Annotated in this window: 16 protein-coding genes and 1 riboswitch; of the genes, 3 read left to right on the forward strand and 13 right to left on the reverse strand. The window is 72.5% G+C overall.

Annotated elements, in window-relative coordinates:
- Window positions 1–127: 127 nt before the first annotated feature.
- The 4 genes from ACMXN5_RS33260 to ACMXN5_RS33275 are packed head-to-tail and all read right to left on the reverse strand — an operon-like array spanning window position 128 to window position 3,763.
- Window positions 128–880, reverse strand: coding sequence for a (2Fe-2S) ferredoxin domain-containing protein (locus ACMXN5_RS33260; protein ID WP_439678607.1), 753 nt, complete (start codon window positions 878–880; stop codon window positions 128–130).
- A complete protein-coding gene (locus ACMXN5_RS33265) occupies window positions 877–1,692 on the reverse strand; it encodes an ABC transporter ATP-binding protein (RefSeq protein WP_439678608.1) in 816 nt (271 codons plus the stop codon). The genes ACMXN5_RS33260 and ACMXN5_RS33265 overlap by 4 nt, the downstream gene beginning before the upstream one ends.
- On the reverse strand, window positions 1,689–2,774 hold the full coding sequence (locus ACMXN5_RS33270; protein WP_439678609.1) for a FecCD family ABC transporter permease: 1,086 nt from the start codon (window positions 2,772–2,774) through the stop codon (window positions 1,689–1,691). The genes ACMXN5_RS33265 and ACMXN5_RS33270 overlap by 4 nt, the downstream gene beginning before the upstream one ends.
- On the reverse strand, window positions 2,771–3,763 hold the full coding sequence (locus ACMXN5_RS33275; RefSeq protein ID WP_439678610.1) for an ABC transporter substrate-binding protein: 993 nt from the start codon (window positions 3,761–3,763) through the stop codon (window positions 2,771–2,773). The genes ACMXN5_RS33270 and ACMXN5_RS33275 overlap by 4 nt, the downstream gene beginning before the upstream one ends.
- A 96-nt stretch (window positions 3,764–3,859) precedes the next feature.
- Window positions 3,860–4,072: riboswitch (cobalamin riboswitch) on the reverse strand.
- Window positions 4,073–4,315: 243 nt separating this feature from the next.
- On the opposite strand from ACMXN5_RS33275, the gene ACMXN5_RS33280 reads away from it, so the two are divergent.
- A complete protein-coding gene (locus ACMXN5_RS33280) occupies window positions 4,316–5,923 on the forward strand; it encodes an alpha/beta hydrolase (protein WP_439678611.1) in 1,608 nt (535 codons plus the stop codon).
- Window positions 5,924–5,965: 42 nt separating this feature from the next.
- On the forward strand, window positions 5,966–6,214 hold the full coding sequence (locus ACMXN5_RS33285; RefSeq protein WP_439678612.1) for a biotin/lipoyl-containing protein: 249 nt from the start codon (window positions 5,966–5,968) through the stop codon (window positions 6,212–6,214).
- Window positions 6,215–6,246: 32 nt separating this feature from the next.
- Here the strand turns inward: ACMXN5_RS33285 and ACMXN5_RS33290 are convergent, their stop codons facing one another.
- The 9 genes from ACMXN5_RS33290 to ACMXN5_RS33330 form a co-directional block, all read right to left on the reverse strand.
- Window positions 6,247–7,686, reverse strand: coding sequence for an amidohydrolase family protein (locus ACMXN5_RS33290; protein WP_439678613.1), 1,440 nt, complete (start codon window positions 7,684–7,686; stop codon window positions 6,247–6,249).
- A gap of 122 nt (window positions 7,687–7,808) precedes the next feature.
- Entirely contained in the window at window positions 7,809–8,786 is a 978-nt protein-coding gene (locus ACMXN5_RS33295) for a LysR substrate-binding domain-containing protein (RefSeq protein WP_439678614.1), read from the reverse strand.
- 70 nt (window positions 8,787–8,856) lie between these two features.
- Window positions 8,857–9,009 carry a hypothetical protein gene (locus tag ACMXN5_RS33300; protein ID WP_439678615.1) on the reverse strand — a complete coding sequence of 51 codons (153 nt, stop codon included), beginning with the start codon at window positions 9,007–9,009 and terminating at the stop codon, window positions 8,857–8,859.
- 256 nt (window positions 9,010–9,265) lie between these two features.
- Window positions 9,266–10,102: an alpha/beta hydrolase gene (locus tag ACMXN5_RS33305; RefSeq protein WP_439678616.1), complete on the reverse strand. Its 837-nt coding sequence runs from the start codon at window positions 10,100–10,102 to the stop codon at window positions 9,266–9,268.
- Complete coding sequence (locus tag ACMXN5_RS33310) at window positions 10,099–10,917, reverse strand: alpha/beta fold hydrolase (RefSeq protein ID WP_439678617.1); 819 nt, start codon at window positions 10,915–10,917, stop codon at window positions 10,099–10,101. Before ACMXN5_RS33310 ends, ACMXN5_RS33305 begins: the two co-directional genes overlap by 4 nt.
- A 91-nt stretch (window positions 10,918–11,008) precedes the next feature.
- On the reverse strand, window positions 11,009–11,593 hold the full coding sequence (gene hsaB, locus ACMXN5_RS33315) for a 3-hydroxy-9,10-secoandrosta-1,3,5(10)-triene-9,17-dione monooxygenase reductase subunit (RefSeq protein WP_439678618.1): 585 nt from the start codon (window positions 11,591–11,593) through the stop codon (window positions 11,009–11,011).
- The gene (hsaA, locus tag ACMXN5_RS33320) at window positions 11,590–12,762 is read right to left on the reverse strand and encodes a 3-hydroxy-9,10-secoandrosta-1,3,5(10)-triene-9,17-dione monooxygenase oxygenase subunit (RefSeq protein ID WP_439678619.1); all 1,173 of its coding nucleotides are present in this window, start codon (window positions 12,760–12,762) and stop codon (window positions 11,590–11,592) included. The genes hsaB and hsaA overlap by 4 nt, the downstream gene beginning before the upstream one ends.
- A gap of 222 nt (window positions 12,763–12,984) precedes the next feature.
- Window positions 12,985–13,212 carry an MbtH family protein gene (locus tag ACMXN5_RS33325; protein WP_439678620.1) on the reverse strand — a complete coding sequence of 76 codons (228 nt, stop codon included), beginning with the start codon at window positions 13,210–13,212 and terminating at the stop codon, window positions 12,985–12,987.
- Window positions 13,209–23,636 carry an amino acid adenylation domain-containing protein gene (locus ACMXN5_RS33330; RefSeq protein WP_439678621.1) on the reverse strand — a complete coding sequence of 3,476 codons (10,428 nt, stop codon included), beginning with the start codon at window positions 23,634–23,636 and terminating at the stop codon, window positions 13,209–13,211. Before ACMXN5_RS33330 ends, ACMXN5_RS33325 begins: the two co-directional genes overlap by 4 nt.
- Before the next feature lie 806 nt (window positions 23,637–24,442).
- On the opposite strand from ACMXN5_RS33330, the gene ACMXN5_RS33335 reads away from it, so the two are divergent.
- Complete coding sequence (locus tag ACMXN5_RS33335) at window positions 24,443–25,510, forward strand: MBL fold metallo-hydrolase (protein ID WP_439678622.1); 1,068 nt, start codon at window positions 24,443–24,445, stop codon at window positions 25,508–25,510.
- Window positions 25,511–25,618 lie beyond the last annotated feature (108 nt).

Genomic DNA, 25,618 nt, shown 5'->3' on the forward strand with positions numbered 1-25,618 from the left:
AGCCGGGCGGGATGCGGCAACGCCGTCCGGGTCGTCACCGGCGACGGTGTTCCCGGCCACCGCGACGCGGTTCCCCACGACCGGATCCAGGCCGCTGCCGTCGGGCGCCGCTCGTCGTGCGGGCGGGTCAGGTTTCCGGGTGGGTTCTCGGGGCCTTTCGGTGGCGTGGGAGGCGGTGGGTCGTGAGTGGGCGGTCGGCGATGAGGTGGTCGGTCACGATCGCGGTGATCGTCGGCGGGTCCACGTGGCCGTACCAGACGTCGTCGGGCTGCACGGTGACCAATGGGGCCTGGTTGCAAGGGAATTGGCATCCCGTTTGCAGCACGAGCACATCGTCGTCGCCGAGGCCGTGTTCCATGAGCTGCCGCGCCAGTGAGCGCAGATTCTCGTCCGCGCCCTTGGCCGTGCAGCGCGGCCCGCGGCATACCAGGACCTGGTGCCGGTGGCCGGGGACCTCCTCCCAGGCCGGGGAGGTCAGGCCGGGTTCCTCCCCGGTGATCGGTGTGACGGCTGCCGCCGCCGCGCTCACGGCGGCCGCGGAGTCGGCGAGCCGGGTGGCGACGAGCACCTCGGGGCGATGGCCGGTGCGCTCCCGCCACCAGTACGCCGCGATCCGCCGCAGCCAGGAGTGTCCCGGGCCGGTCGGCCCGAGGCGGACTCCGATCAAAACGACGGTCTCGGTGCCCGCGTCGGCCAGTCTGGTCAACTCGGCCGACAGGGACGGCTCGCCCTGTTGCAGGAACGCCGTCGTGGCGCTCGACGGCGCGGCGGCCGCGAGCAGTTCGGGCCGGCGGTCGGCCTCCGTGACGGACATGCCGACCAGGACCGTCGCCCGGCCCGAAGCGGGCTTCGCGGGGGCGCCGGCACGGTCTTGGTTCATGACTCGATCCTCTCGGGAAGCAGGCCGTTCCACCGGATGTGCGGGCGGTGGTGCAGGGGGTGCCGCTCCACGGTCGCGTCGACGCCGTACACGCGCGCGATCGTGGCGGAGGTGAGCACCTCGGCGACGGGCCCGTGGGCCACCAGGCGGCCGTCGAGCAGCACCGCGACGTCGTGGCAGTAGGCGGCGGCCAGTTCGAGGTCGTGCAGGGCGGCGACGGTGGTGATGCCGAGTCCGCGCACGGTTTCGAGGAAACCGAGTTGGTGGCGCAGGTCGAGGTGGTTGGTGGGTTCGTCCAGCAGGAGTACTCCGGGTTCCTGCACCAGGGCGCGCGCGAGTTGCACACGTTGGCGCTCGCCGCCGGAGAGGGACGACCAGGTCCGGTCGAGCAGTGCGTCGACGTCGGTGGCGGCGACGGCCTCGGCGAGCACGGACTGCTCGTGGGTGGTCGCCGGGCCGGGCAGTACGGGCCATCGACCGCGGTGCGGCGTGCGCCCCAGGTCGATGACCTGGCGGGCCGTCAGCGGCAGCGCGGTGTCGGCCTGCTGTTCCATGAAGGCCACCCGTCGCGCGCGGCGGCGGGCGGTGAGGGCGTACAGGTCGTCGCCGTCGAGCAGAACTCGGCCGCTCTGTGGCCGGCGCAGGCCGGCCAGGGTCCGCAGCAGCGTCGTCTTGCCGGCGCCGTTGGGCCCGAGCAGGCCGGTCGTCCTGCCGGGAGCGAAGCCGAGCGTCACTTCCGTCAGCAGTGTCGCGCCGCCGACGCGTGCCCCGATGTTCTCGGCCCGCAGCCGCACCGGGTTCGCGACGATCACGGCCGGTCCCCCGCCGCGCGCCCGGCGGCTTGGCGCCACAGCAGCCAGGCGAAGAACGGCGCTCCGAGCCCGGCGGTAACGACGCCGACGGGGATCTCCTGGTCCGGGAGCACCGAGCGCGCCACGATGTCGCTGCCCACGAGCAGCGACGCACCCACGAGCGCGGACATGGGCAGCAGCAGGGCATGGCGCGGGCCGCACACCAGGCGGACGACGTGGGGTACGACCAGACCGACGAACCCGATGACGCCGGTGTTGGCGACCAGGCACGCGGTCACCAGCGCGGCCGCGGCGACCAGGGCCCAGCGGGTGCGTTCGACGTGGACGCCGACGGAACGGGCCGCGGTCTCGCCGAACGCGAACGCGTCGAGGTCCCGGGCGGCGGCGACCATGACCACGGTGCCGACGACGGCGACCGCGGTCAGGAAGACGGCCGTGTCCCACCGCACTCCGGCCACCGAACCCAGCGTCCACTCCATGACGCCGCGGGCGGCGTTGCGGTCGCCGAGGACGAGGACGACGAACGAGGTGTACGCGCCGCACAGCTGCCCGACCGCGATGCCGGCCAGCACGGTCCGCGAGGCCGGTAGCGTCCGGCTGTGTGCCCCGGCGAGGGTCAGCACGACGAGGACGGCGAGCAGGGCACCGACGAAGGCTGCCGCCGGGAGTGCGCCGACGACCGCGGTGCCGGAGGCTCCGACGCCGAGGACGATCACGGTGACCGCGCCGACGGCGGCGCCGTTGGAGATGCCGAGCAGGTAGGGGTCGGCCAGGTCGTTGCCGGTCAGGGTCTGCAGCACCGCGCCGCACACCGCGAGTCCCGCGCCGGTCGCGGCGGCCCCCAAAACGCGCGGCAGCCGCAGCTGCCAGACGATCCGGTCGTCGAGCGGTGTGACGTCGGTGCCGCCGAGACCGAGCCGGCGCAGGACCACCTCGGCCACGACGTGCGGTGGTTCGTGGACGGATCCCACGGCGAGGCCGAGCAGGACGGTGAACAGCAGCAGGAGCACGGCGGCGGCCAGGGCCACCGCCGCACGACCGCCTCCCGCGTGTCGGGCGACGGGGCGATCGGTCACGGTCACGGACGCGGTGCCAGGCCGCTCAGGGCGGCCGAAACCCGGACGGCCCCGTCGGCGAGCTGCACGCCGGGGGTCGACTCGGAGAACGGCACGACCACGAACGCCCGATTTCGGACGGCCTTGAGCTTGCTCAGGACGGGGTCGTGTTCGAGGTAGTCGATCTTGGACTGTGCGGTGTCCCAACCGGCGTCCGCGACCACGATGGCATCGGGGTCCGCCGCGACCACCTGCTCCCAGCTCGCGTTCTTCCAGCCGCCGGGCAGCGTGTCGAAGACGTTGCGGGCGCCGACGGCGTCGAGCACGAGCTGGGGTCCGCCGTGGCCCGCGCCGACGTACGGGGTCTTCGTACCCGAGTCGTACCAGAGCACGTTCAGGCCCTTGCCCGCCGACTTGGCCGTGACGTCGGCGAGTTGCCGCTGCTGCGCGTCCCGGATGGCGGCGGCGCGCGGTGCGACACCGAACACCTGGGCGACATCGGCCAATTCGTCCCATACCGCCTGGAAGGACACCGTCGCCGTCTGCTTGCCGTCGGCGCAACCCAGCGGCGACAGGTAGGTGCCGATGCCCTGGGAGCCCAGTTCGTCCCGCGTGCCCGCCACCTTGTCGGTGAACGCGCTGGAATAGGAGGCGTAGAGGAAATCCGGCCGCGCCGCGAGGAGTTTCTCCTTGGACGGGTACTTCTCGGAGAGCACCGGGACGGTGTCGTAGGCCGCCTTCCATTTGGCCGGGACCACGTCGTCCAGGTACGCCGTTCCGGCCATCCGGGTCTGCAGGTCGAGCGCCAGGGCGACTTCGGTGGCGCCCTGGTTGAGGGTGACCAGCCGGGCCGGCGGTGCGGTCACGGTGGTGGTGACGCCGCACCTGCTCACGCTCACCGGCGTCGGGTGGCCGCTCCCGGCCGCCGCGGCGGGCTTGTCGGGCTCGGGTGCACCCGTACACGCGCCGAGCGCGCCGACGAGCAGGAGCGCCGCGGCGGCTATGCCGGAGCGCATGGAGCGCCCGGCACGCCGGGGGTGCGGGGGACGGATGAAACGTTCGGCGCGAAACGGGCGCGCGGAAGCGCGGAACACGTGTTCTCCAACCCTCGTGGAACATGTCGCGCCGTGGCCGGTCTCCTGGCTTCCGCATCGACGCTCCGCGGCCGGCCTTCCCGGTTGGCTCGTTCCCGATCCATCCAGTGACCCCGACCGCTTTGGGGCGGTCGGCAAGGGCCGCGGGACTCCGCGGCTACAGTGGCGAGGGCCGCGCCGGCTTGAACCGGCTTCCCGTACACCACGGCGGCCACAGGCTACCAAACCGCTCGTCGCGCCTCGTCGCCCGCTCCGCCGCGCGGGTTCGGGGCGACGCCCGGCCGACCTCCGCCGTCCTGCGCTGACGGGGGGTGTGTCGGCGGGCGGGTGCGGTGCGTGGAATGTCCGGTGTGGGTGGTGCCGTTGCCGGTGGCGGGGACATTGGTGTGCCGTGTGGGATCGGCGACTGATAGTCCTTGGCGCGTGATCACTCCTTTTCAGGCGGCGTCCTTGCGTCGTTCCATACCCGGGGCCGTGGCTCTGTTGTTGGCCGCCGGGTGTACCGGGGGCTCCGGTGACAGTGCGTCGAACGCCGCCGCCGGCAAGCCGGTTCCCACCCCGGTGACGACCGGGACGGCCGTGGCCACCCCGCCGCCCGCGCCGCCGAAGCCCAAGGGAGCGGCGGACCCGGCACTGCACGCCTTCTACGAACAGAAGATTTCGTGGAAGGCGTGCACGGACGACCCGAAGACGAAGAAGAAGGACGAGAGCGAATTCCGGTGCGGGACCTTCAAGGTGCCGCTGGATTACACCGCTCCCGACGGCAAGTCGCTGGAGATCGCCGTCATGCAATACCCGGCCGCCAAGCCCGATCGGCGGATCGGCTCGCTCGTGTTGAATCCCGGCGGACCCGGGGGCTCGGGCCAGGACTTCGTCAAGTACGGGTTCGACGACTTCGACGGTCCTTTGCACGACCGCTACGACATCCTCGGCTTCGACCCGCGTGGCGTGGCCGACAGCGCGCCCGTACGGTGCCTGGACGACAAGGCCCGGGACGAGCGCAACGCCCGGGACTCGCCCCGCGATCCGGTCGAACGCAAGGCGCACAGCGAGCGCAGCGGCAAGGAGTTCTCCGCCGCGTGCCAGGCCGAGTCCGGCGAGCTGTTGCCGTTCGTGGGCACGCGCAACGCGGCTCGGGACATGGACGTCCTGCGCGCCGCGGTCGGTGACGACAAGCTCGACTACCTGGGCGTGTCGTACGGCACCTACCTCGGGACCATGTATCTGGACGAGTTCCCCGACCGCGCCGGCCACATGGTCCTGGACGCGGTGGTGGACCCGGCGGCCGACAAGCTCGACGCGAGCATCGACCAGATGGTCGGCTTCGAGCGCTCGTTCCGCGCGTTCGCCGCCGACTGCGCGGCCCGGGCGGGCTGTCCGCTGGGCGGCGACCCGGCCAAGGCCGCCGAGATCGGCGCGACCTTCCTCGACGCATTGCAGGACAAGCCCCTGCGCACCGCCTACGACGGCCGCAAGCTGACCTCCTCCCTCGGCTGGACCGGCACCACCAACCTGCTGTACGGCGACAAGGAAACCGCGTGGAAGTACCTGCGGGAGGCCCTGGCCCTGGCGATGAACAACAAGGACGGCAGCCACCTGCTGTTCTACGCCGACAACTACCTCGGCCGGGACGAGAAGGGTCACTACGACAACAGCTCGGACTCGCGCTCGGCGATACGCTGCGCCGACGGCGCCGCCCCGGCGCCCTCCCCCGAGCGGATCGAACAGGTCCTGGCGAAGCTCAAGGCGGAAGCTCCGCTGCTGTCCAAGGACACCGTCGCATCGGACATCGAGGGCCCCGGCTGCGAGTTCTGGCCGTACAAGACTCCCGAGCAGCCGCACGTGATCCGGGCCGAGGCCGCCGCGCCCGTCCTGGTGGTGGGCACCACCGGTGACCCGGCCACCCCGTACGCCGCATCCGAGAAACTGGCCAACGACCTCGCGCACGCGAGCCTGCTGACCCTCAAGGGTGAGGGCCACGGCGCGTTCGGCCGCAGCAAGTGCGTCGATGCGGCGGTGGCCGCCTACATCATCGAGGGCAGGCTGCCGCCCGCAGGCACGCAGTGCACCGACGGCAAGTAGCCGCCGACCGTTGCCGGGTGGGCGGGGATCCACGAACGACTTTTGGAGCTGGTTCGAATCGCTACCGAAATCCTCGCCCCGGCGTTGCCCGAGGGCGATACCGACGGGGCCGTCGTCAGGTGGTTCCGGCAGGCCGGAGACGCGGTCGGGCGCGGCGACCTCTTGGCGGAGGTGGAGACGGAGAAGGTCGTGATGGAGGTCGTGGCACCGGCCGACGGCGTACTGGGCGAGATCGTCGGGCGCCGAGGTGACACGGTCGTGTCCGGCGAGGTGCCCGGATCCATCGTGTAGACCGGCAACGCCTGCGCCCCGGTTCGAGGTCGTCAGGCGCGCCCGGCCGCGGCGAAGTGGCCCCGGGCCGTGGTGTCGGCGTGCGCGAACCAGGCCGCGCAGTCCTGCGCGGAGTGCGGGGTGAGCGAGGCGGCGGCGTCGTGGATGCGGGCGAGGGCTGCGGCGGCGCGGGAGCGTACGGCGGCGCGGTCGATGCCGACCAGTCTCCCGGCGCGCTTGCGGATCCGGCCGCCGACCAGCACCGTGTCCACGTCGGCGGCGGTCGATTGCAGGACGACCGTGCCGACGGGCGGGCCGGCCGGGACGAGGTCCATGCGCGGCTTGACCACGATGACGTCGGCCTGCTTGCCGGGGGTGAGGGAGCCGACCCGGTCGCCGAGCCCGAGCGCCTCGGCGGAGCCGCGGGTGGCCCAGGTCAGGGCGTCGTGGACGGACAGGTCCAGGGCGGCGGGCATGCCCCCGGCGCGATGTACCCGGTGGTTGTCGAGGGCGCGTTGATGCTGGAGTCCCAGGCGCATCTGGCTGAAGAGGTCGCCGGAGCCGACGGCGACGATGTCGGTGCTGATTCCGGGCAGGATGCCGTGGTCGAGGCAGGCGCGGAACGGCGGGTGGCCCATGCCCATCTGCATCTCGGTCTCGGGGGCGATGGTGACCCTGCCGCCGGTGTCGGCGAGCAGTCGCCATTCGGAGTCGTCCAGTGCCGGGCAGTGGATGTGCAGGTGGCCCGGGAACAGCAGTCGATGGTGGTGCAACTCGTGCAGGCCGCGCAGCAGTACCGAGTTGGGCGCGGCCCCGGTGTGGGAGGCGATCAGGACGTCGAGGTCGCGGGCGAGTCGGATCTCGGCGGCGGTGTCGGCGAAGGCGATGGTGCCGAAGTCGCTCAGCAACATCGCCATGTCGCCGAGGCCGCCGGCCCCGGGCAGCAGTTCGCGGCGCACCCGGGCGGCGTCGGCGAGACGGTCGGCGTGTGCCGCGAAACCGGCCGGCCGGAAGTCGAAGGACTGGATGCCGTAGGCGTACACGAAGCGGACGCCGGCCTCGCGCAACCCGGCGACACCCGCCGCGGCGTGGTCCGGCGTGTTGACGCAGTCGCAACAGTCGAGGATGGTCGTCACCCCGGCGTCGAGGGCTTCGAGGGCCCCGACGAGCGCCGCCGTCCCGAGGTCTTCGGCGGTGACGATCGAGCCGATGCCGTGGAAGGTGTTGCCGAGGAATTCCGGCAGCGACTGGTCGCCGCTGTGCGCCCGCAGCAGCGACATCCAGGTGTGGCGGTGGCTGTCGACCATGCCCGGGAGCACGAAGCCGCCTTCGGCGTCGACGCGTTCGGCATCGATGCCGGCGAACTCGCGGGCGTCGCGGGCCACGGCCGCTATGCGGTCGTCCTCGATCAGCACCGCCGCGTCCGGGAGTTCGCCGATCGCCGCGTCCGCGCTGATGATGTGCCCGGTGATGATGGTGCGTGTACCGCTCACGTCCGCCTGCCTTCGCCGAGGGGGTGTTCCGGAGGCACCATCGTGGGCGTCGGCCCGCCGGTGCGACCAATACCTGTTCCCCGTCGGGGTATAGCGATCGAGTATGGCTCCTCGGCCGCCCGTCACCACCACAGGATGTCGTTGCGTCCGCCCCAGGAATCCAGCCAGGACAGATCGGCGACGCGAGCCGCCAGGAACGCCGACTGCTCCCGCAGGTGACGCAGCATCAACTGCGCCGAGGGGGTCGGCTGCGGCTTCGCGGGCAGCGTGACGCCGACCTCGTGACGTACGCCCGCCAGCGTCAGCGGGAGTCGGGTGATCCCGGTGTCCGCCACCGCGACGGAGTGCGGCAGCACCGCCAGCATGTCCGCGTCCCGCACGAGCGCGCCGACCGTCAGGATCGACGTGCACTCCACGATGTCGTCGGGCATCACCAGGCCCGCGTGGCGGAAGGCCTGTTCCAGTTCGGCGCGCAGCGCGGTCTGTTCGAGCGGGACGACCCAGGGGTGGCCCACCAGGTCGCCCAGCGTCGGCTCGACGACGTCGCACGCGGGGTGTCCGACCCGGGCGACCACGTCGACCGGCTCGCTGTACAGCCTGACCTGACGCAGGTCGGGGTGGTCGTCGATGGGGTTGAGCCGGCCGACGATGAGGTCGATTTCGCCCTCGCGCAGCAGCGGCAGGTGCGTGTCGAACGGGGCCTCGCGAACGATGACGCGGATACCGGGTCGCAGCCGTTTGAGCCCCGCGATTGCCTTGGGCAGCAGGACGTTGGACCCGGCCAGGAGCGTACCGACGGTGACCGTGCCGACCTGACCGTCGACCAGGCCCTCGATCCGGTCGCCCGCCCGGCGCAGCTCGGCGAGCACGGCGCGGGCGTGTTCGAGAAAGGCCTCACCGAACAGCGTCGGGGTCACCCCGCGTGGTCCCCGGATGAACAGGTCCACGCCGAGGATGTGCTCGCTCTCGCGCAGCCCGCGGGTGACGGCGGGCTGCGCGAGGTGGAGGGTCTTGGCGGCGCGAAGCACGCTGCCGTGGTCGGCGATGGCGCAGATCAGCACCAGGTGGCGCAGCTTGAGACGACCGTTGAGCAGGTCCATGGCACCGCCTTCATGTCACGGGGGTGGTGCTCGGCGGTCTCTGCTCGGCGGGCGGCCACGATGTCGCGGATCATATCGTCTCGGGTTCGGCGCCCCCGTGGCAGAAGCACGGCTTGAGCGAGGGCGGCAACTTCTCGAACGCGCCACCGAGGGCCATGCCGAGGATGCCCGGATGGGTTTCGGCGGGCATGCCGACGAGCCACTGGAGCACGTGGCCGGACATGCGCTCGGGGGCGAGCAAGTGCCACGGTGCCGGTGCCGTCCGCCTGCACGCGCGGCCAGGGCTCGTCCGCATCGGTGAGGATGCGGCTCTCCGCGCGGCTGATCGGCGGAAAGACGTGCGTATGAACGTCGATGACCGTCACGGGACCTCGGTGGTCCCGGATGCTTCGGCGCGCCCGTGGCGCGGTCGTTGTTCGACCCGGGAGTACGCGCCCCAGGGGCCGTGCGACGCGGCGTGCGCGGCCTCCCGGGGCCGGTCACAGGGCGTCGATGAGGCGCGACAGCGCCCGTGAGATCGGGCTCGCCGGATCGGCCAGATCCAGCACCACGTCGAAGTGGTTGCGACCCGGAACCACCGTCGGCTCGACGCCCCAGTGCGCCGCGAACTCGCGTGACTGCGCGTGGAAGCCGGCCGCCTCGTGTTCGGCGACCACGACCGCGGCGGGGCAGCGTCCGACCGGCGCCAGAATCGGACTGAGCGCCGCCGCGCGGGCGGCGTCCAACCCCAGCCACTCGTTGACGTGCGTCCGCACCAGCGGCCGGATGTCGAACAGCCCGCTGACCACGAGCCCCGCGGCCGGGACATCGTCCGGAAGGCCGAACTCCTCCCGCCAGCCGTCCACCATCGTCATCGCCGCCAGATGACCGCCGGCCGAACTCCCGCCGACCACGATCCGGCGCGGATCCAGTCCGTACGCGGGCCCCGACCGGTACACCCACGCGATCGCGGCCCGCACCTGGCGGGTGATCTCCTCCAGGGTCGCGGCCGGCGCCAACGTGTAGTCCACCACCACCGTCGCCACCCCGCGCGCGTCCAGCGCCGCCGCCATGAACGCCGAGTCGTACCGCGACAACGCCCGCCAGTAGCCGCCGTGCACGAACACGAACACCGGCCGTCGCGACGTCGGCGTCCCCGGCCCCCACACGTCCAAGCGCTCATCGCTGTCCCGGTCGTACAGGACCGCCGGCACCCCGGTCAGATTCGCCACCACGGCATCGGACTCCGTGCGGTAGCGGCGCATCAACTCCGCGAACCGCCGCGGCCCGACGGTGTCCCGGGCGTTGTACGCGGCGTCCAGTATCGGATCGCTCACGCGTCACCGTCCGCGAACGCGAGGATGTGGGCCGAGATCTCGGCGGGCGACTCCAGCGTCGGGAAGTGGGTCCGCCCGCCCAGCCACTTCGCGGCGAACCACGGATTGTCCCGCGCGAACTCCCGCTGTGCCGCGTGGTACTCGTCCACCGCGGGCTGCGAGTACAGGTGCACGATCGGCCGCGGCTCGGCGAACCGCGCCATCCGCGCCAACGGTGAGCCCCAGCGCAGATACGCCGCCTCGATCACCCGGCAGGACCGCGCCCACATCTCGAACCCGAACGCGCCCATCTCCTCGGTCAGGTGCTCCGTCACCGGCGGGCATTCGGCCGTCGCGAGCCACTCGTCGAACAGTGCCTGCCGGCCCTCGCGCCAGGTCTCGCGGTCGTAGCTGACCCGCAGTCCGGCGAGGAATTCCGCGGGCGCGTCGCGCATCAGCCAGTCGACGACCACCACGCGCGGCACCCGGACGGCACCCAGTCGGTCCGCGACCTCCAGATTGGCCCAGCCTCCGTGCGACGTGGAGACCGGGACCACCCGCTCCACGCCCAGTTCGTCGAGCAGCGCGACGACGTCGTCGGCCATCTCCGCCACCCCGAACTCGCCGGTCTCGGACCGGTCCGCGCCGTGCCCCCGCCAGTCCATGCGGATCACCCGGCGGTTCTCCGACAGCGGGTCCACCACCCGCCGGAACAGCCTGTGGTCCTGGCACCAACCGCTCAGCAGCAACAAGGGCGCACGCCCGGTCGCCGGTTCGATGCGCGGGCCGGTGACGTCGTAGTCGATGACGTGTCCGTCGAGCCTCAGGCTCTGCATGGTCGTACTCCTCGTGCTGTCGTCGACGCGAGATCGATGTGGCCGTGCCCGGCCGGGTCCACGGCGCCGGGTCCGTGCCCGGCCCGGGTGGTCAGAGCCAGGCGTCCGCGGGCGGCCACGCCGGGAAGGGCGCGGCGGGCGAATCGGGGGCGGTGACGGTGTACCTGCCCCGGTGGAACAGCAGCGGGCGCTCGGCACCCGCCGCATCGAGACCGGACACGCGGCCGACCACGACGAAGTGGTCGCCGGCCTCGTGCACGTCCTCGACGGCGCACTCCAGCCAGGCCGCGACATCCGCCAGTACCGGCATCCCGAGCGCGCCGGGACGCCAGTCGAGGTCCGCGAACTTGTCGGGGGCGCTGCCGCCGAACCGGGCGCTGATCCGCTGCTGGGCGTGGGTGAGGACATTGACCGCGAATCGCCCGGTCCGGGCGATCACCGGCCAGGTACGCGACGTCTTCGCCGGGCAGAACAGCACCAGCGGCGGATCCAGCGACAGGGCCGCGAACGACTGGCACGCGAACCCCACGGGCCGACGGCTCTCCTCGTCGACCGATGTCACCACCACGATGCCGGTGCAAAAGTGCCCCAATACATCGCGGAACCGGCGGACGTCCGCGGCGCCTGCGGTGTCCGCGGCCTTCGACCGCACCGCCGCGCCTATGGCCGCCGTCACAGCATGCCACCGGTGACCGACTCGCCGAACTCCAGGTCTCCGAACAGCTTCTGGGCGGGCTCGGGGTCGTTCGCCACGTGCACCCGCGCCGCGTGCGCGTCGCGCCACAGTCGCTGGATGGCCGAGTCCGCGTGCAGCGCGGTCACCCCCGACGCCTCGAACAGCCGGTCCGCCGCCGCGATCGCACGCTGCCCGGCGCGTACCTGGTCACGACGGTGCCTGGCGCGCAGTTCCAGCGGGATCGGCCGTCCGGCCTCGGCGCACGCCAGGATCGCCTCGAGGTTGTGTGTCATCTGCAACCACGACGCCTCGATGTCGCTGGCCGCCTCCGCCACGCGGACCTTCGCGAACGGATCGTCCTTCGCCTTGTCCCCGCCGAACGCACGCACCCGGGTGCGCTGGTGTGCCACGTGCGCCTCGTACACACCGGTCGCCATGCCGATCAGCGGCGTGGTGATCGTCGTGGTCATGAACGTGTACAGCGGGATCCGGTACATCGGCGCCCGGTTGACCTCGTGGCCCGGACACGCGCACCGGAACTGCGCGTCGAAGCTCAGCACCCGGTGCGCGGGCACGAACACGTCCTGGACGACCACGTCGTTGCTGCCCGTCCCGCGCAGCCCCACGGTGTTCCAGACCGGATCCACCGTGTAGTCCGCCGCCGGGACCACGAAGGCCGCGTAGTCGACCGGCTTGCCGTCCGCGCCCATCACCAAACCGCCGAGGATGGTGCCCGCGGCGTGATCGACGCCGGATGAGAAGCTCCACCGCCCGCTCAACGTGTAGCCGCCCGCCACGGCGACCGCGCGCCCGAGCGGCGCATACGCCGACGACAACACCGCCGTGTCGTCCGAGCCCCAGAACTCCTCCTGCGCCCGCGCGTCGAACTGCGCCAGGTGCCACTGGTGCGCGCCCAGCACCGAGGCCACCCAGCCCGTCGAACCGCACGCGCCGGCGATCGCCCGCACCGCGGTGAAGTGGTCGATCGGCCGCGCCTCGAGGCCGCCGTACCGCGTCGGCCGCATCAGGCGAAAGAACCCGGCCTCGCGCAGCAGCTCGATCGAATCGGTGGGCACCGCCCGCGCGTCCTCGGCCTGCTGCGCCCGCTCTCGGAGCACCGGCAGTATCTCGTCGACCTGGTGCAGAACGTCGGTGGCACGGGCGCTCATGAGGCTGCTCCTCTGCGGGATCCGGTGTGAAGTCCGCAGCCTGCCGACGATCTCCTCGGGCGGCGCGACGGGGACGGTGCCAGCCTCGCGCCCGGCACCCATGCCAGGCAAATACCTGAAACACCGACCGGTATCCCAAAACAGCTATAGCTCCGCAGCCGTCGCCACGCCGTGCCGCCCGGGTGCGACGCGAAGCCGGGAGCCGCCGTCGCGTGCCGCCGGTTATCGCTCCCGGGCGTTCATGGCTTCGATCAGGGTCCGGGGGCGCATGTCGGTCCAGGTGTGTTCGACGTGGTCGAGGCAGGTTTGCCGGTCGGCCTCGGGGTGGGTCACCCGCCAGCCGGCGGGGATGTCGAGGGTCGCGGGCCACAGGGAGTGCTGGTCCTCGTCGTTGACCAGGACCAGGTAGGTGGCGTCGTTGTCCTCGAAGGGGTTGGTCGGGTGGCTCATGTCGGCTCCCTGAGGAGGGTCGGCGGTCCGGGCGGACCGGGTGTGGGGGGCGTGGGGTGAGGGGTGCCGGGCCCGTCCGTCGAGTCGCACGCGCTGATCCGGTCGAGGTGGGACGCGAGGATGGGGCCGATCCGGGCGAGAGCGTCCGGGTGCGTCAGGGCGTTGTGTCGCGCCGGGATCTCGTGAACCTCGATGCGGCCGGTGACGTGTCGGTGCCAGGTCGCGGGCTCGGGGGTGTGGGGGTCGCGGTCGGCGCCGGCCTTGAACAGCAGCATGTCGCCGTCGAGGACGCCGGGGGTGAACGCGTGCGCCGCCGCCGCGTTGTGGTCCAGTACGGCCGCGACGGTCGCGAGTTGGTGCGGTTGCAGGGCGGCCAGGATGTGTTCTCGTTCGCGCAGCACCCGCGCGAGCCCGTCGTAGGTGATCCGGTGTGGGGCGAAGGCGTCCGGATCGCAGTCGAGGACGAGGGCCAGGTGCTCCGCTCCCCCGCGCAGGGTCGACGCGTGGGGGGAGATCGTGTACAGGGGATAGGCGTCGAGCACGGCCAGCAGCGCCGTGTGTTCGCCGCGCGCGGCCAGTTCGGTGGCCATGGCGTGCGCGATCAGTCCGCCCGCGGACCAGCCGAGCAGCCGGTAGGGGCCCCGCGGCTGGATCTTGCGGATCTCCTCCAGGTAGTCGGCGGCCATCTCCTCGACCGAAGCCGGCGCCGGTGCGGACCGGCTCAGGGCGCGGGCCTGGAGCGCGTACACGGGTTGGTGCGGGGGCAGGTGGCGCAACAGCCCGCCGTAGGACCAGCCGATACCGCCCGCGGGATGCACGCACCACAGCGGGGGCCGGGTTCCGTGCGGGCGCAGCGGCAGCACCACCTCCAGGGCGCCGCCGGGTCGATCCGTCCCCGATCGCGCGGCCAGGCCGGCCGGGGTGGGCGTCTCGAAGAGGGCGCCGAGTGCGATGTCGACGCCGAGGACGGCGCGGATCCGGGCGATGAGGCGGGTGGCGAGGAGGGAGTGGCCGCCGAGGTCGAAGAAGGAGTCGTCGGCCCCGACGGCGGGCAGGTCCAACACCTCGGCGAACAGTTCGGTGAGGACCCGTTCGTGGGGGGTTCGTGGGGTCGTGTGGGTGGCGTCCCCGGTGTTGGGTCGGTGTTCGGGGTCGGGTAGCGCGGCGCGGTCGGGCTTGCCGTTGGGGGTCAGCGGCATGGCTTCGAGGAGGACGAACGCCGAGGGGAGCATGTAGTCGGGCAGGTGTTGTCGGCTGTACTCGCGCAGTTGCGCGGGGGTCGCGGCGGGCTCGCCTGGGGTGGGGACGAGGTGGGCGGTGAGGTGTTTGTCGCCGTGGCGCCTCTCGCGGACGACGACCGCGGCTTGGGCAACCGCCGGGTGCGCGGTGAGGACGGCTTCGATCTCGCCGGGCTCGATGCGGAAACCGCGGATCTTGACCTGCTGGTCGACGCGACCGGCGAACTCCAGGCCCGTGCCGTCGGCGCGCAGGCGGGCGAGGTCGCCGGTGCGGTACATCCGTTCCCCGGGTGGGCCGAACGGGCACGCCACGAACCGCTCGGCGGTCGTGCCCGGCCGGTTGAGGTAGCCGCGGGCGACGCCCGGGCCGGCGAGGTACAACTCGCCCGTCGCGCCGGGCGGCAACGGATCGAGCGCCGGGCCCAGGACCCATGCCCGCATCCCCGGCATGGGCCGGCCCAGCGGCAGCGGACGGTCGGCGGCGACCACGGGGCCGACCCGGTGGTGGGTGGCGAACGTCGTCGTCTCGGTGGGGCCGTAGACGTGCACCACCTCCGTGCCGGGACATGCCTGCCGCACCCGGGCGACGGCGGACGGGGAGACCACGTCGCCTCCGGTCCACACCTCGCGCACACCCGCCAGGCAGTGCGGCTGCTGCTCCGCGATCAGGTGGAAGAGTCCGCAGGTGAGGAACACGGCGGTGACCGCGTGGCGGTCGAGGACGCGGCGGAGGGTGTCGGGGTCCAGGGGGTCGGGCGGGGCCAGGACGACGGTGCCGCCGTTGAGCAGGGGTGTCCACAGTTCGTAGGTGGAGGCGTCGAACGCGGTGGGCGAGTGGGCCAGGACGCGCTCGTGGGCGCCGCCGCGCCACGTGGGGGCCAGTGCCAGCGCGGCCACGTCGTGGTGGGTCACGGCGATGCCCTTGGGTTCACCGGTCGAGCCGGAGGTGAACATCACGTAGGCGAGTTGGCGGGGGTGGCAGGCGATGTCCGGGGCGGCGGCGCCGTGGTGGTGTCGGTCGAGCGTGGTCAGCGTTTCGGGGGTCAGCAGCAGCGCCGCGTCGGTGTGGCGCATGATCAGGTCGATGCGGGAGGACGGGAACCGCGGGTCCAGCGGCACGTACCCGGCCCCGGCCTTGACGATCGCCAGCAGGGCCGCGACCAGGTCGAGGGAGCGTTCCAGCAGGACCGCCACCGTGTTCTCGGGTCGTACGCCCCGGTCGACGAGGGCGTGTGCGAGGCGGTTCGCGCGCTCGTCCAGTTCGCGGTAGGTCACGGTCGTGGCGCCGGCGATCACGGCCGGCGCGTCCGGGGCGGTCCGCACCCGCTCGGCGAACAGGTCGGGCAGCGCGGCCCACGGCACGGCGTCGTCGTGCGTCTCGGGCCGGTCGGTGCCGGAGCGCAGCGTGCGCCGTTCGTGCGGGGAGAGCAGGTCGATGCGGCCGATGGATGTGTCGGGGTGGGTGGCGGCGGCCCGCAGCAGGCGGATCCATCGTGTGGTCAGTGTCTCGATCGTGGACCGGTCGAAGAGGTCGGTGGCGTACTCGATCAGGCCGCTCACACCGGCGGGGCCGGTGCGGGGGCTGTACCGCTCCTCCAGTACGAACGCGAGGTCGACCCGGGCGGTTTCGGGGTCGAGGGGCACGGCGGTGGTGCGCAGTCCCGGGAGCGCGAGGTCCTGCGCCGGCGCGGGGTGGAGGCCGAGCATCACCTGGAACAGCGGGTTCCGGGACAGCGACCGGGCGGGGTTGAGTTCTTCCACCAGTTGTTCGAACGGCAGGTCCTGGTGGGCGTAGGCGGCCAGGGCGTTGTCGCGGACACGGGCGAGGAGTTCGGCGAAGGTGGGATCGCCGGAGGTGTCGGCGCGCAGGACGAGGGTGTTGACGAAGAATCCGACGAGGTCGTCGAGGGCCTGGTCGGTGCGGCCGGCGATGGGACTGCCGATCGGGATGTCGGTGCCCGCGCCCAGGCGGGTGAGCAGGGCCGCGAGCCCGGCGTGCAGGACCATGAACAGGCTCGCGCCGTGGCGTCTGCCCAGCTCGGTCAGGGCCGCGTGCAGTTCGGCGTCGAGTGCGACGGCCAAGTGCTCGCCGCGATGGGTGGCGGTCGCGGGGCGGGGGCGGTCGAAAGGCAGTGGCAGCTGATCGGGCAGGCCGTGCAGGGCGTGTTTCCAGTGGGCGAGTTGGCGGGCGGCGAGACTGTCGGGCCGGGCCGGGTCGCCGAGCAGGTCGTGCTGCCACAGGGTGTAGTCGGCGTATTGGACCGGCAGCGGGTCCCATGCGGGTTGCTCGTCGCGAGCCCGCGCGGTGTAGGCGAGGGTGAGGTCGCGCGCGAGCGGGCCCGTCGACCAACCGTCGCCCGCGATGTGGTGTACGAGCAGCAACAGCACGTGCTCGTCCGGTCCGACGATGAACAGTTCCGCGCGCAGTGGCGGTTCGGCGGCGAGGTCGAAGGAGTGGCGGGCGGCGGCGACGAGCCGGTCGCGAAGTTCGCTCTCGTCGAGTCGGGTGACGGGCAGGCGCAGGGATCGGCGGGTGTACGCCGGGTGCAGCACCTGCTGGTGGGGCGGTCCGTCTCCCGACGCGGGAAAGATCGTGCGCAGGCTCTCGTGTCGGACCGCGACGTCGGCGAGCGCGGCGTGCAGGGCCGGTCGGTCCAGGCGGCCGGTCAGGCGCACCGCGAAGGGGATGTTGTAGGTGGGGCTGGGGCCTTCGAGGCGGTACAGGAACCACAACCGGCGCTGGGCGCTGGACAGCGGCAGGTTCCGGGGGCGTTGCCGGCGGCCCAGGGCGGGTCGCCGGACGGGGCTTGCGCCGTGCAGTCGCCCCGCCAAGGCGGCCGGGGTGGGGGCCTCGAAGAGTGTGCGCAGTTCCACGTCGGTGTCGAGGGCGGCGCGGATGCGGGAGGTGAGTCGGGTCGCCAGGAGGGAGTGGCCGCCGAGGTCGAAGAAGTTGTCGTCGGGGGACACGTGCGCGAGGTCGAGGGTTTCGGCGAACAGTTCGCACAGCAGACGTTCCTGCGGGGTGCCGGGGGCTCGCGGGTGTTCGTCGGCGGGGCGGTGTTCGGGAGCGGGGAGCGCACGGCGGTCGAGTGTGCCGTGTGTGGTGAGGGGCAGGGCGTCCACGGTCGTGAACGTCGAGGGGATCACGCCTTCGGCCAGGTGTTGTCGCGCGTACGCCGTCAATTCGGCGGCGGAGACGGTGCGGCCGGTGGCGGGGATCAGGTAGGCGACCAGGTGCGCGCCGCCGTGCCGATCGTCGCGGACGACGACGGCGGCTCGGTCCACGTCCGGGTGGGCCGCCAGGACGGTTTCGATCCCGCTCGGGTCGATGGGGGCACCGCGGAACTCGACCCGGTCGTCGGCGCGACCGCGAAAGTCCAGCCCGTTCTCGTCCGAGCGCCATGTCGCGAGGTCGCCGGTGCGGTACATGCGTTCGCCCGGCCGGCCCCACGGGCAGGCGACGAACCGTTCGGCGGTGGCGCCGGGCAGGCCCCGGTAGCCGCGAGCCAGTCCGGCTCCGGCGAGGTACAACTCCCCCGTCACGCCCGGCGGTACCGGCCGCAGGGCGGCGTCCAGCACGTAGGCGCGCATGCCCGCCACGGGCCGGCCGAGGCCGATCGGCGCCACGGGCCCGGTGGGGGCGAGCGGGGCGCTCATCATCGCCCATGCGGTGGTCTCGGGCGGACCGTAGGCGTGGATCACGCGTCGCCCGGGCGCCCACCGGTCCCCCGGGTGTGCGTCGTCGGCGACGACCAACCGGGCCACAGGGCCGTCGATCGCGGACGGCGGCACGGTGGTGTGCGTCGGGCGCGACACCGGCTCGGCGAGCGTGTTCGGCGGGTCGGCGACGGCGCATGACGCTTCGGCGAGCGCCGACGGCGCGTCGGCCTCCGGGTCGATCACCAGCGCGGCGCCGGACAACAGGGCCGCGCACACGTCCCGGACCAGCACGTCGAAGACGTGGGAGAGCAACACGCGGCTGCCCGTGCCGAGCCCGAGCGTTTCGGCCTGGACGGCGGCCATGTGGGCGATGCCGGCGTGCGTGACGGTCACTCCCCCGAGGCGGCCAGGGTCGCCGAAGGCGTGCGGGACGCAGGCGCCGTGCCGGGGGTCGACGGCGATGCCCGGGTCGGTGTCCGGGCGTTCCTCCCCCGGGGCGGGGACCTGGTCCGGGTGGTCGAGGACGAGTGCGGGGCGGGCGCCGTCGAGAATCGTCCGGACGCGAGCGGTCGGGCTGTCGGGATCGACGGGCAGGAAGGCCGCGCCCGCCTTGAGTGTGCCCAGGATCGCGACCACGAGGTCGATCGAGCGGGGCAGCACGAGGGCGACGACGTCCTCGGGGCCGATGCCGCGGGCGATCAGGGCGTGTGCGAACCGGTTCGCCCGGGTGTTCAACTCCCGATAACTCGGCCTGCTCTCGCCGGCGATCAGCGCGACCGCGTCCGGTGTCCGCGCCACCCGTGCCGCGAACAGCTCCGGCATCGACCGCCACGGCGTCGCGGGGGCGGCCCGGTCGAACTCCGGGAGCACTCGGCGGCGTTCGTGCGCGGACATGATCTCCGCCCGGCCGATCGGCCGGTCCGGGTGGGCCGCCACCGAGGCCAACAAGCGGGTCCACCGGTTTGTCAGCGTCTCGATGGTGGCGCCGTCGAACACGTCGGTGGCGTATTCGGCGGTGCCCACGATCCCGTCCGGGGCGCCGTCGGGGGTGTGCCGTTCGGTGAGGTCGAGGGTCAGGTCCACGCGCGCCGTGCCGGTGGGAGTCGCTCGCCCGCTCACCCGCAGGCCGGGCAACTCGACGCTCGCGTCGGGGGTGTTCTGCAGGGCGAGCATCACCTGGAACAGGGGGTGGTGCGCGAGGGAGCGGGTCGGGCTCAGCTCTTCCACCAGGCGTTCGAAGGGCAGGTCCTGGTGTGCGTAGGCGGCCAGGTTGGTGTCGCGGACACGGGTGAGGAGTTCGCCGAAGGACGGGTCGCCGCCGGTGTCGGTGCGCAGGACCAGGGTGTTGACGAAGAATCCGACGAGGTCGTCGAGGGCCTCGTCGGTGCGGCCGGCGATCGGGGTGCCGATGGGGATGTCGTGTCCGGCGCCGAGGCGGGTGAACAGGGCGGCGAGACCCGCCTGGAGGACCATGTGCAGGCTGGCCCCTCGGGCACGGGCGAGATCGAGCAGAGTGGCGTGGAGGTCGGCGCCCAGCGTGAGATCGACGGTGGCGCCGCGGTGGGTGGCCACCGCGGGACGGGTTCGGTCGGTGGGCAGCGCGAGTTGCTCGGGCAGGCCGGCCAACGCCTGTTTCCAGTAGGCGAGTTGGCGCGCGGCCAGGCTTTCGGGATCCGCCGGATCCCCCAGGAGGTCCCGCTGCCACAGGGTGTAGTCGGCGTACTGCACCGGCAGCGGCGTCCAGACGGGCGCCTCGCCGCCGCACCGCGCGCGGTACGCCGTGGACAGGTCCCGTGCCAGCGGGCCGATCGACCAGCCGTCGCCGGCGATGTGGTGCACCACCAGCGACAACACGTGCTCGTCGGGGGCCAGGGCGAACAGTTCGGCGCGCACCGGGGGTTCGATCGTCGGGTCGATGCCGCGACGCGCCGCCGACGCCGCCCGGTCGGCGAGTTCCCGCTCGTCGACGAACGTCACCGGCAGGGCCAAGTGCCGACGGATTTGTGTCTCGTCCAGAACCCGCTGACCGGGCAGGCCGTCCTCGAACACGGGGAAGACGGTGCGCAGGCTCTCCTGCCGCAGGGCCACGTCCACCAGGGCCTGTTCCAGTGCCGCCGCGTCGAGTTTCCCGGTCAGGCGCAGGGTGAGGGCGATGTTGTAGGTGGCCGTGGGGCCGTGCATCCGGTGGAGGAACCACAGGCGGCGCTGGGCGTGGGACAGCGGCAGCGGCGTCGGGCGGTGCCGTGGGCGCAGCACGGGCCGGGTGCGCCCCGCGGGGTCGAGTCGGGCGGCCAGACCGGCGGGAGTGGGTGCCTCGAACAGGGTGCGGATGCCCACCTCGATGCCAAGCACCGCGCGCAGGCGGGAGATGAGGCGGGTGGCGAGCAGGGAGTGTCCGCCGAGGTCGAAGAAGGAGTCGTCGGCGCCGACTCGGGGCAGGTCGAGGATTTCGGCGAACAACTCCCCCAGCACCTGTTCGTGTGGGGTACGCCCGGCCCGGCCCGCCTCGCCGAGGTGCTGCTCGGGAGCCGGGAGCGCGGCCGTGTCGAGCTTGCCGTTCACCGTCAGGGGAAGCGCGTCCAGCGTCATGAATACCGAAGGGACCATGTGGTCGGGCAGGTGCCGCCGCGCGTGCTCGCGCAGTTCCGCGGCCGTCGCGCCGCCGGGGCCGGGAACGATGTAGGCGACCAGACGCCGGTCGCCGGGCCGGTCCCCCCGCGCGGCGACCGCGACCCGGGCCACGGACGGATGGCCCGCCAGGACGGTTTCCACTTCGCCGGGTTCGATCCGGAAGCCGCGGATCTTGATCTGCCGGTCGGCACGGCCGAGGTAGACCAGGGCGCCGTCGGCACGCCGGCGCACCAGGTCCCCGGTGCGGTACATCCGCTCGCCCGGTGTCGCGTACGGGCAGGCGACGAAACGTTCGGCGGTGAGGCCGGGCCGGTTGCGGTAGCCGCGGGCCAGTCCCTCGCCGGCGAGGTACAACTCGCCGGGCACACCCGGGGGTACCGGTCGCAGGGCGGCGTCGAGGACGAAGGCGCGCATGTCGGGCAGCACGGTGCCGATCACGCTGGCCCCCGCCGCGGCGGCGGTCGCCCGGTCGAACGCGGCGTGGGTGACGTACATCGTGGTCTCGGTGGGGCCGTACAGGTTGAGCACCGCGGCCCCGCGGTCGCCGTGGCGGCTGTACCAGTCCTCCAGGCGCGCGGGGTCCAGTGCCTCGCCGACGAGGGTCACGGTGCGCAGCGAGAGCGCCCGCCCGAGCTGCGGCGCTTCGCGATCGGCGTGCATCAGGGGATGGAACGCGGACGGGGTCTGGCAGAGCACCGTCACGCGCTCGTCGACCAGCAGGCGCAGGAACTTCTCCGGGGAGCGGGTGGTGTCGTGGGGGACGACGACCAGGCGCCCGCCGTGCAGCAGCGCGCCGAAGATCTCCCACACCGAGACGTCGAAGGTATAGGAGTGGAACATCGTCCACACGTCGTCCGCGCCGCACGCGAAGTGGCCCCGGGTCATCGCGAACAGCCGCACCACGTTGCGGTGGGAGACCATCACGCCCTTGGGCCGGCCGGTCGAACCCGATGTGTGGATGAGGTAGGCCGGATGCCGGGGGTCGATGGTGACGAGCGGGTCGGAATCGGGGAGTTCGCGCAGGAGCGCGATGGTCGAGGGGGCGTCCAGGAGCAGCGAATTCGCGTCGGGGGCGGGGTCGATCGCGGCGTGGATCGCGCAGTGGGTGAGCAGCAGGGTCGCCCCGGTGTCGGTGAGCGTGTCCCTCAGTCGGGTGGCGGGGCAGTCGGGTTCGATGGGCAGATACGCGGCGCCGGCCTTGAGGACCGCGAGGATCGTGGTCACCATCTCGACGCCGCGCGGCAGTAGGAGGGCGACGATGTCCTCGGGGCCGACGCCGCGGGCGATCAGGGCGTGCGCGAGGCGGTTCGCCCCGGCGTTCAGCTGTCCGTAGGTCAGGGTGTCCGCTCCGCACACCACGGCGACGGCCTGCGGGGCGGTGCGGGCGTGTACTTCGAACAGTTCGGGCACGACGGTCCGCACGACAGCGGTCGGCGCCGGCTCGCGGGGGCCCGTCGACTCGCGGCGCTCGTCGTCGGACAGCAGTTCGAGATCGCCGACTCGCCGTTCGGGGTCGGCCGTGGCCATGGCGTCGAGCAGGCGCAGCAGCCGGGTCTGGTGGTCCATCAGGTCCGCGTCGGTGTACCGCTCCGCCGGGGCGTGCAGTTCCAATCGCAGGCCGGCGCCGTCGCGTTGTTCCAGGACCACCAGTGTCGGGCCGGCGACGCCTCCCCGGGAGAGGTTGTGCGTCGTGGAGCGGTGTCCGGCGAACGTGAGGGGGGCGCCGAACGTCATGACGTTGACGGTCATGGTGAACCGGGAGCCGACCGGGTCGGGCAGGCCGAGGTCGCGGGTGATGTCCTCGCCGCGGTAGCGCTCGTGCGCCACCGCCTGCTCCACCGCGGCGTCGACGCTCGCGAGCAACTCCGCCAGTGGCATGGCCGGATGCATCCGCAGGCGCAGCGGCACGATGTTGGCCAGTACGCCCGGGATGTTGAGCAGGTCGCGCCGCATGCGCCCGGAGACGACGAGGCCGAGGAGCACGTCCCGCGCGCCGGTCAGCCGGTGCGCGTAGGCCGCCGCCGCGGCGATGGCGTAGCGCGACCGCTGTGTCCCGCTCCGCTCGCTCGCCGCGCGCAACGCTTCGGGGGATGCCATCGGGCGCGCCCGGGTTCGGCGTCCGGCACCGGGAAACCACACGCCGTCCTCCGCGCCGTCGTCGGCGTGCGCGAGGTCCGGTCGGGCGGGCAGCGGGGCCGGGTCGGGCAGGTCGGCGAGCACGTTCGTCCAGTACGCGCGGTCGGCGTCGAACTGCTCGGAGGTCCGGTAGTCCAAGTCGGCTCGCACCAGATGCTCCGGCGATCCGAACGGGGAGGCGCCGGGGGCCTTTCCGGCGACCAGGGCCGTGTACACGCGCGCGACCCGGCGCGCGACGAGGGCGAAGCCGAAGCCGTCCATCGCCAGGTGGTGACTGCTGCCGTACCACCACCAGCGGTCCGTTCCCAGCCGGAACAACGCGAACCGGAACAGCGGGCCGCGGGAGACGTCCATGGGGGTGTCCATGTCCGCCGCCACCCACGCTCGTGCCGCCGCCTCGGGGCAGGCTTCACCACCGACGTCCACGTGCGGAAGCGACCACTGCCGGTCCTCGTCCACGATCTGCGTCGGGCCGTCGCCGCCCTCGACGACGCGCAGGCCCACGGCCTCGGCCTCCGACACGGCCTGTCGCAGCGCGGCCTCGAACAGCGCGGCGTCCACCGGGCCGTGGATCTCCACGCACTCCGCGACGCGGTATGCCGCGCCGATACCCGGGCGACGCTGCTCCGCGAGCCAGAACTCCCGTTGCGCGGAGGTCAGCGGCAGCGTGCGCGAGGCGACCTCCGCGCGGCGCTCGTCGGGGCTCGAACCGGGCCCCGGGTCGGGACTGGAGGCGGTCGTGGCGCCGGGACTGGACAACGGAAACCTCCGGAAGGGGATGGTTCGGGCAGCCGATGAGGAACCACGGATACCGGGTCGGTCGGTACGGCACCGCCCGGGCGATCACTTCCGAAGGGACAGGGGGAGACACCGGAACAGCGGTCGCCGGGTTCGTCGTTCGCGTGGCGGGGCCCGGCCCGGGGCCGCCGAGCATGCCTTCGCGTCGATCCCCGACTCGACGCGGCAGTTCTCCGAACATACGAAAAATCAACCATTCAGTTAGTCGAATGGGCAAGGACAAAACACCACACAACACGAAAGAGTGAACGCCACTGGACCGCTCGGCGGGCCGCGAAACCGTCCCGGCAGACCCCGGCGGGACCGAGGTTCGCACGGTCGTCGGATCGGTGTCGTCAGGGACCCGACCGGATCGTCGCCAGCGACAAGAGTCGGGTCCGAAGCGCGAACCAGTCGCACCGGCCGACAACTTCACCCCCACCGGGCGGCTTCGTCGGGTGAACCGTGGTCGGTCTTGCCAAGGGGCCGCCCCAGGATCCGAACAGCGAGTCCGAACCGACCGAACCGTTGGCGAAGAACATCAGCCGCGTTCGCGCTGACCGCCGCATTGCCGTGCGCCGCGCTCGGCCGGACGGCGATGTCGTCCCGACGCTTGGGCTTCGCGGTCGAGGACCGGATCGCCACCGTGTTCGGCGGCGCGACCGGTCGGTTCCCGACCCATCGTCCGTCGGGAACCGTGAACCTGTCTGCCGACAGAGACAACTCCGTGACCGGCGGTGATAGTTGTCCGGCTATCGCTGCCTGTCGGATTGGGTCTTGGACATGTGGTGACGAGCCTTGATGTGCTGCTGCCCTCGACATCGGCACGGAACGGGGTGCACAACATGTGTGAGAACTGCACGAACGGCGGAGGGCAGGCGAGCGCGAGTCGTCGGGGAATGTTGCGCGCGGCGGTGCTGGGTGGCGCGACGCTCGCGGTTGCCGGTGGCGCGAAACTCGCCGCGGCGACGGAGCCCGAGGTCGCGGTGGACGCGGCTCGCGGGCCCGTGGGGGTGGGTCTGCGGTGGCTCGGCGTGGCCGGGTGGGAGATCACCTTCGACGGGCGCGTGTTGTACTTCGACCCGTACCTGAGCCGCTTCGACTATCGCCTCCAGGGTGGTGCGCTGCGCACCGATCCGCGAGTGATCGAGCGGTTGTCGGCGTCGGGTCGACTGGCGGGGCCGCCCGAACTGGTCATGGTGAGCCACGGTCACTGGGACCACATGGCGGACGTGCCCCACCTGTTGAACCGCAGGGAGTGGGCGGCGCGCACGATCGACACGATCGGTACCGAGACGCACGCGCATCTGCTGCGGGCCATGGGCGTCGAGCGCCCGGTGATCGTCGCCTCGGGCGGCGAGTATCTGAGCTTCGGCGGCGGCGCCTACACCGTCGAGGTGATCCGCAGTCTGCACAGCCAGTCCGGCGGACACGGCTTCTTCGCGCCCGGCTCCCGCACCGCCCCACCTCCGCCGCCGACGACCACGGCCGACCTGGTCGAGGGCGGCACGCTCGCGTATCAGGTCACCGTGCCGGGGCGGCTGAAGGTGATGCTGTTCGGCGGTACGAACTTCGTCGAGCGGGAGATCGCGGGGATGCGACCGGACGTGGTGATGGTGTCGATGACCGACCACACCACGGTCCACGAGTACCTCCCGAGGCTGCTCACCGCGCTCGGCGGGCCGCGCTACGTCATACCCAGCCACCACGACGACATGATCACCGGTTACGACGACCCGGCCCTGCCCGGCACCGTGAACTCCGAGGCGGTGGCCGAACTCCGCGCGACCATCACCCGAATGGGGCTCGCCACGCGGGTCGTTCCGGCCGTACACCTTCAGCGCCTGAACTTTTGACCGACGATCACGGCGGACACGGGAGGTCGCGGTCCGGGCCTGCTTCGGTCGCGGGACGCGGACGTCGGCGGCGTGGCGGCGTGCGGGCTCGGCCGTACCGGTCCGGAG

Source organism: Embleya australiensis (genome assembly GCF_051903075.1).
GTDB lineage: Bacteria > Actinomycetota > Actinomycetes > Streptomycetales > Streptomycetaceae > Embleya.

What these genes read in the sequence shown, in the direction of transcription:
- ACMXN5_RS33260 (WP_439678607.1), bottom strand. Translation starts at nt 880, where the DNA reads ATGAACCAAGACCGTGCCGGCGCCCCCGCGAAGCCCGCTTCGGGCCGG.
- ACMXN5_RS33275 (WP_439678610.1), bottom strand. Translation starts at nt 3,763, where the DNA reads ATGCGCTCCGGCATAGCCGCCGCGGCGCTCCTGCTCGTCGGCGCGCTC.
- ACMXN5_RS33295 (WP_439678614.1), bottom strand. Translation starts at nt 8,786, where the DNA reads ATGGACCTGCTCAACGGTCGTCTCAAGCTGCGCCACCTGGTGCTGATC.
- ACMXN5_RS33300 (WP_439678615.1), bottom strand. Translation starts at nt 9,009, where the DNA reads ATGTCCGGCCACGTGCTCCAGTGGCTCGTCGGCATGCCCGCCGAAACC.
- ACMXN5_RS33310 (WP_439678617.1), bottom strand. Translation starts at nt 10,917, where the DNA reads ATGCAGAGCCTGAGGCTCGACGGACACGTCATCGACTACGACGTCACC.
- hsaA (WP_439678619.1), bottom strand. Translation starts at nt 12,762, where the DNA reads ATGAGCGCCCGTGCCACCGACGTTCTGCACCAGGTCGACGAGATACTG.
- ACMXN5_RS33325 (WP_439678620.1), bottom strand. Translation starts at nt 13,212, where the DNA reads ATGAGCCACCCGACCAACCCCTTCGAGGACAACGACGCCACCTACCTG.